5 protein-coding genes are annotated in these 6,562 nt (G+C 70.5%); 3 read left to right on the top strand and 2 right to left on the bottom strand.

Annotation, left to right across the window (positions count from 1 at the left end; all coding sequences use genetic code 11):
- A partial coding sequence (locus ABT034_RS27925; RefSeq protein ID WP_351219813.1) for an RHS repeat-associated core domain-containing protein occupies window positions 1–4,392 on the top strand: 4,392 nt, incomplete at its 5' end.
- Window positions 4,392–4,763, top strand: coding sequence for a hypothetical protein (locus tag ABT034_RS27920; RefSeq protein ID WP_351219812.1), 372 nt, complete (start codon window positions 4,392–4,394; stop codon window positions 4,761–4,763). The genes ABT034_RS27925 and ABT034_RS27920, both read left to right, overlap by 1 nt.
- A 106-nt stretch (window positions 4,764–4,869) precedes the next feature.
- On the opposite strand, the gene ABT034_RS27915 is transcribed toward ABT034_RS27920, so the two are convergent.
- Both ABT034_RS27915 and ABT034_RS27910 read right to left on the bottom strand, forming a co-directional pair.
- Window positions 4,870–5,394, bottom strand: coding sequence for a tetratricopeptide repeat protein (locus ABT034_RS27915; protein ID WP_351219811.1), 525 nt, complete (start codon window positions 5,392–5,394; stop codon window positions 4,870–4,872).
- Window positions 5,395–5,429: 35 nt separating this feature from the next.
- Window positions 5,430–6,068 (bottom strand): nucleoside/nucleotide kinase family protein, encoded by a 639-nt coding sequence (locus ABT034_RS27910; protein WP_351219810.1) that lies wholly within the window; start codon window positions 6,066–6,068, stop codon window positions 5,430–5,432.
- A gap of 66 nt (window positions 6,069–6,134) precedes the next feature.
- On the opposite strand from ABT034_RS27910, the gene ABT034_RS27905 reads away from it, so the two are divergent.
- Entirely contained in the window at window positions 6,135–6,560 is a 426-nt protein-coding gene (locus tag ABT034_RS27905) for a VOC family protein (RefSeq protein WP_351219809.1), read from the top strand.
- Window positions 6,561–6,562 lie beyond the last annotated feature (2 nt).

Below are 6,562 nucleotides of genomic sequence, written 5' to 3'. Positions count from 1 at the left end.
GCTGACTACCCGGCCAACACCTGGTCCGGCACGCCGGATGCCAGCAACAACTTCTCCGGCTCGTTCACTTTCACCCCGCCCACCAGCGACGTGGCCACGGTGGAGTACAAGCTCGACGCGGCCACCACCTGGCAGTCCGCCACCACCACCGGCGCGGCCGTCACGAAGACGCTCACCTTCCCCGCCGGCAAGCACACCGTCACCACCCGCACCGTCGACCCCGCCGGCAACGTCTCCGCCCAGAGCACCCACGTCTTCTACGCGGGCTCCGGAGCGGCACTCCTCACCCCCGCCCAGGGCGAACGCCCGGCCCGCCGGGTGAGCCTGGCCGCCGAGGGCCTGACCACCTACACCGGCGTCACCTACCAGTACCGCCGCGGAGAGACCGACACCTGGAAGAACGTCCCCGTCGCCGACGTACGCCAGGGCTCGAACACCGTCCCGGCCTGGCCGGTCGCCGTCACCAACGGCAAGCCCGCCGGGCTGACCTGGAACATCACCGACAGCCTGACCGAAGACGGCCCGATCGAAGTCCGCGCCGCCTTCACCGACGGCACCGCCACCGTCTACTCGCCGGCGAACGAGATCACCGTCGACCGCGACGCCGGCACCGCGCCCGCGCAGGAGACCGGGCCCGGCTCGGTCAACCTGCTCACCGGCGACTACCTCCTGTCCTCCGCCGATGCCTCGCTCTTCGGGCTCTCGGTATCGCGAGCGGCTTCCTCCCGACGCCCCGACGCGGGCTCGAACCAGGAGGGGCAGTCGGCGATCTTCGGTCCCCAGTGGACCTCTGGCGCCGTCGCCGACAGCACGGGGTCGGACTGGTCCTACCTGAAGACGACCTCGGCCACCTCGGTCGCGCTGGTCGACGTCAACGGCGAGGAGCTCGGCTTCACCGCCACCACCGGCGGCGGCTGGAAGTCCGAGCACGGTGCCGAGGACATGAAGCTGAGCGGCGCCCTGACGGGCTCGTTGACACTGAAGGACGCCGAGGGCACCCTCACCGTCTTCACCAAGACGGACGCCGCCGCCACCTCCTGGCAGGTCGCCTCCAGCACCGTGGACGGTCTGGCCCAGACGACGACCACGGTCGTCTCCGAAACCGTCACCGTGGGCGGCAAGAAGCTGGCCCGCCCGAAGCTGACCGTCTCTCCGACCTCGGCCGTTTCTGCCGCGACGTGTACGGCGACCCCGTCCACCAAGGGCTGCCGCGCGCTGGAGTTCGTCTACGCCACGGCCACCACCGGCACCGACACCGTCTTCGGTGACTTCGCCGGCCAGGTGAAGGAGATCCGCGGCTGGTCCACCGAGCCCGGTGCCGCCGCGGCCACCGCCAAGACCGTGCAGAAGTACGCGTACGACGCTTCCGGTCGCCTGCGTGAGGCGTACAACCCGCTCATCACGCCGTTGCTGAAGACGCGGTACGGCTACGACACCGCGGGTCGGGTCACCACCCTGACCCCGCCGGGCCAGCTGCCGTGGTCCTTCACCTACGGCAAGGCCGGCAACGCGGCCACCGCCGGTGACGGCATGCTGTTGAAGGCCAGCCGTTCCGGTCTGCAGCAGGGCACGTCGGACGTCGAGTCCGGTACCGCGTCGACGAGCATCGTCTACGACGTCCCGCTCACCGGCACCAAGGCCCCCTACGCCATGGGCGCAACGGACGTCCAGGCCTGGGGCCAGAACGAGGCCCCGACCGACGCGACCGCTGTCTTCCCGGCGGACGCCGTCCCCGCATCGCACTCCGGCGATCAGCTCGCCTCCGGCGACTACCGGCGGGCGTCCGTCACCTACACCGATGCCTCGGGCCGTGAGGTGAACAGCGCCGCTCCGGGCGGCAACATCTCCACCATCGAGTACGACCAGTTCGGCAACACTGTCGGTGAGCTCACGGCAGGGAACCGGGCCCTGGCTCTCGGCGGCACCGAGGCCGAGCGGGCGACCCTCACCGACCTCGGCATCGTCGGCCTGTCCGCCTCTGACCGCGCCGACCTGCTTTCCTCCAAGACCGTCTACGACTCCACGGGTCTGCGAGGGCTGGAGAGCTTCGGTCCGCTGCGTCGAATCGCCTTGAACGGCGAGTCGGCCGTGGCTCGTTCCTGGACGGTCAACGAGTACGACGCGGGCCGCCCCACCGACGGTACGGCCATCGTCGAGAACCAGATCACCAAGGTCACGACCGGTGCCCAGGTCCTCGGCACCACCGCGATGGCCGACGCTCGCGTGACCCAGACGTTCTACGACTGGGCCACGGGCCTTTCCCCCAAGTCGGTCAAGGACCCTGCCGGTCTGGCCATCACCGAGACCACCGAGTACGACACGCAGGGCCGCGTCACCAAGCAGCGCATGCCCGGTGCGACGGGCACCGACGCCGCCACCCGCGTGACCGTCTACTGGACGGCGGCCGGTTCCGGCGCCTGCAAGGGACGACCGGAGTGGGCCGACCAGGTCTGTTCGACGGGCCCTGCCGGCACCATCACCGGCGGGGGCACCCATCCGGCCGAGCTGCCGACCACCACCAGTGAGTACGACTGGTGGGGCAACGTGGCCAAGGTCAGCCAGACCGCCAACGGCGTCACCCGCGCCAGCACCAACACCTTCGACGGTGCCGGCCGACTGACGAAGACCGCCATGACCGGTGGACTCGGACAGGCAGTTCCGGAGTCCTCCATGGAGTACGACCCGGCCACCGGCCGGGCCTTCAAGACGACGTCGCCGAGCGGCGGGAGCATCGTCAAGGAGTTCGACAAGCTGGGTCGCGAGATCTCCTACGCCGATGCCGACGGCGGGGTGACCCGGACCGAATACGACCTGCTCAACCGCCCGGTCAAGGTAAGCGACTCGGCCCCGTCCACGGTGACGTACACCTACGACACCAACGCGGAGCCCCGTGGTCTGGTCACCACGACCACGGACTCGCTGGCCGGCACCTTCCACGCCACCTACGACGCCGACGGATCCGTCGCCAGCGAGAAGCTCCCCGGCGGCTACACCCTGGCAGTCGGCGACGGCACGACGGGCACCACGTCATCAAGGGTCTACACCCGCGACAGCGACGGCCAGGTCGTCTACTCCGACACCGTCGACAAGTCCGTGCACGGCCAGGTCGCCCGGCACAACGGATGGTCCTCCCAGGACTACGCCTACGACGCCGTTGGCCGCCTCGCCCATGTCAACGACACCGTCGGTGACGTCTGCACCAAGCGGACCTACGGATTCGACAAGCGCACCAACCGCACCAGCCTGACCACCGCGGAAGGCGCCGCCGGCGCCGCGTGCCCCACCACCGGCGGAACCACCACCACCCACACCTACGACAGCGCCGACCGGCTCGTCGACACCGGCTACGTCTACGACGCCGCCGGTCGCACCACCGCCCTGCCCGGCAGCCAGATCGGCTACTACGCCAACGACCTGGTCCACCAGCAGACCACGAGCAGTCAGCGGCAGACCTGGCAGCTCGATGCCGCACAGCGCTTCCGTTCCTGGACCGTCGAAGAGAACATCGACGGCACCTGGACCCAGAGCGCGGTCAAGACCAACCACTACGGCAGCGACGGGGACAGCCCGCGCTGGATCGCCGAGAGCGCGACCGACGGCACCATCAGCCGTAACGTCGCCTCGGCCTCGGGCGGCTTCGCCGCCACCACCAGTGGCACCGGGAACACCGTCCTGCATCTGACGAACACCCACGGAGACGTCGCCCTCCAGCTCCCGCTCGACGCTGCCGACGCCCCCGTGGTCCTGGACAACGACGAGTACGGGAATCCCCGCGCCGGCCAGCCCGCGACCCGGTACAACTGGCTCGGTGGAAAGCAGCGTTCCGCGGAGACGGCCACCGGCCTCACTCTCATGGGCGCCCGCCTCTACAACCCGCAGACGGGACGCTTCCTCTCCAGTGACCCCGTCTTCGGGGGTAACGCCAACGCCTACGACTACTGCATGGGCGACCCCGTCAACTGTACGGACCTCACCGGGATGTACAGCATCAGCGGGCTCCTGCCCGAGGCCGCGGTGTGCGCGCTCTACATCTGGCGCTGCGGTGGAATGATGGCGATCACATGGTGGGCGGTCGAGAAGGCGAAGATCTATCGGGACTCGGCCAAGCAGAACGCGTTCCGCCATTGCATCTGGCAGGCCATGCTCACCTGGTCCTACGGCGCCGGAGTGGCCTCCAGCCTCGGGCGCGCTCACGAAAGAGGTGCGGGAACCACGCAGACGGCACGCGTCGACGTCGCCGTCGACACCTACAACAACGTCCTCGGCCGGCAGGTCGGAAACCAAATCACGGCTTGGACGCACGTGGGAGCGCAGAAGGCTGCCTGCAGTCGCTGCTCCCGACTCATCACGCAACACAAGCTGAAGTCGAACAAGACCGGAAGGTTCCTGTAGTGGGCAGTACCCACATTCGGCATCCTCAGACGTATCCGGAGCCGGCGGAGGTTCGCCACAGCGCGGGCCGACTCGCGTTCGCCATCACCGAGTCCGCCGTCACGGCAGTCCTGTCGGCGGGCTGGCTGCTGCTCGCCCTGGCCATGTACATGGAGTCGTACGACCTCGACCCCAGCGCCCCGCAGCCGCGTGGGCACGGGGAGTTGGCCTTGCTCGCGGTCGGTACCCTCGCCTCCGTCGGGGTGACCTGGATCGTCAGGATCACCCGAAGGCCCCGAGTGCGACTGGTCAATGACGGGATCGTCGCCGTGCGACTGCTCGCCGTCGTGGTCGTCACCGGATTCCTGGGCGCCGATCTGCTCAACGGCTGAACGACACGCGTGGCATGAGGGCTCGTCGGCTTGCCGACGAGCCCTTGTCGTTGCCCGCGACGCTGTCGGCCGTCGAGGGGGTGTTCGGGCCCGTCCGGGCACTCGCTCAGGAGCCGTCGGGGGCGGTGAGGAGGGCGCGGGCGTAGTGGGCGAGGGAGCGGTTGTAGCGGGGCAGCAGGGGGGCGAGGGCGCCGAGGGCGAGGGACGCGGCCTCGCGGTCGCGTCCGGTGTCGGCGAGGGCGAGGGCGAGGAAGGCGTCGACGGCTCCGGCGAGGGCGGTCTCGTCGGCGTCGAGCCGGTCGGCGGTGATGTCCCGTTCGGCGGTGAGGAGTTCGACGCTGCGGTCGGGACGGCCGAGGTTGCGCAGGCTGCTGGCGAGCTGGATGACGGCCCGACGCCGGCGGAGCCCGGTGAGACCCTGGTCCAGGGCCCGCTGGTAGAAGCGGACGGCTTCTTCCGGCTGCCCGGTGGAGTCGTGGGCGGCGCCCTGCTCGAAGAGGGCGGCGGCGTCGTCGTCGATCCGCTCGGCGGCGAGTTCGGCGACGCGGGCGCGGAAGTCGGCGGGCTCGTACGCGTCGACATTCTCCCAGAGGGCGGCGACGCGAAGCTCCCAGCCCTGATCGTTCGTCATGCGGCCAGCCTATCCACCCCCGCAGGAGCGTCGGGCTAGTCCATGTGTACGACGAGGTGGGCGCGGGCGCGGCCTCTGGTGGCCAGGCGGGCGTTCGCCTCGTCCGAGGTGTGGACCCAGCGTTCGGCGTGGGCGCGGGTCTTGCCGAAGCGGATGTGTCGTTCGACGAGCCGGGGGACGCGGTGTTCGTCGTCGAGGTGCACGTACCAGGCCTCGTCGAGGAGGGGCAGGACCCCGGCCCAGGCCCCTTCGTCGTGCAGGAGGTAGTTGCCCTCGGTGATGACGAGCGGGACCCCCGGGTCGACGGGGATCGCTCCGGCGACCGGCTCCTCGAGGGAGCGGTCGAAGGCGGGCGCGTAGACCGTCGTGCCGGGCTCGGGGGCGCGCAGCCGGGCGAGGAGCGCGGTGTACCCGGCGGCGTCGAAGGTGTCGGGCGCGCCCTTCCTGCCGGCCCGGCCGAGGCGTTCCAGTTCGGCCCGGGCCAGGTGGAAGCCGTCCATGGGGACGAGGACGGCGAGCCCGTCGAGACGGTCGACGAGCCGCGCGGCGAGCGTGGACTTCCCGGCGCCCGGCGCGCCGGCGAGGCCGAGGACGCGGCGGGTCCCCGCTCCCCGGACCGGCTCGGCCAGGGCACGCGCGCGCGTGGCGAGGCGCTCGAATTGTTGCGGGTCCATGTCGGGCATTCTCACATCGGGCGCGCCGGTTGACGCGGGTAGATTCATACGTATTACGTTTGCCCCATGCCGTCCATCGCACTCGTGACCCTCGTCGTCCGTGACTACGACGAGGCCGTCGCCTTCTTCACCGACGCCCTCGGATTCGACCTCGTCGAGGACACCGACCGGGGCAACGGCACCCGCTGGGTCGTCGTGCGTCCGCGCGGCGCGGCCGGGGTCGGCGGCCTCGGCAACGCCGGTCTGCTCCTGGCCCGCGCCAAGAACGACGCCGAGGAGGCCTCCGTCGGCAACCAGACGGGTGGCCGGGTCGGCTTCTTCCTCCACACCGAGGACTTCGCCCGCGACCACGACCGGATGACGGCGGCCGGCGTGAAGTTCCTGGAGGAGCCGCGCCACGAGCCCTACGGCTCGGTCGCCGTCTTCGAGGACCTGTACGGCAACCGCTGGGACCTCCTCCAGCCGGCCGATCCGGCCGATCCGGCCGCGTAGGG

The organism is Streptomyces sp. NPDC002773, assembly GCF_040295605.1.
Taxonomy (GTDB): domain Bacteria; phylum Actinomycetota; class Actinomycetes; order Streptomycetales; family Streptomycetaceae; genus Streptomyces.
The sequence above is the reverse complement of the archived record's forward strand: the minus strand, read 5'-3'. Positions and strand labels throughout refer to the sequence as shown.

What these genes read in the sequence shown, in the direction of transcription:
- ABT034_RS27915 (WP_351219811.1), bottom strand. Translation starts at nt 5,394, where the DNA reads ATGACGAACGATCAGGGCTGGGAGCTTCGCGTCGCCGCCCTCTGGGAG.
- ABT034_RS27905 (WP_351219809.1), top strand. Translation starts at nt 6,135, where the DNA reads ATGCCGTCCATCGCACTCGTGACCCTCGTCGTCCGTGACTACGACGAG.
- ABT034_RS27910 (WP_351219810.1), bottom strand. Translation starts at nt 6,068, where the DNA reads ATGGACCCGCAACAATTCGAGCGCCTCGCCACGCGCGCGCGTGCCCTG.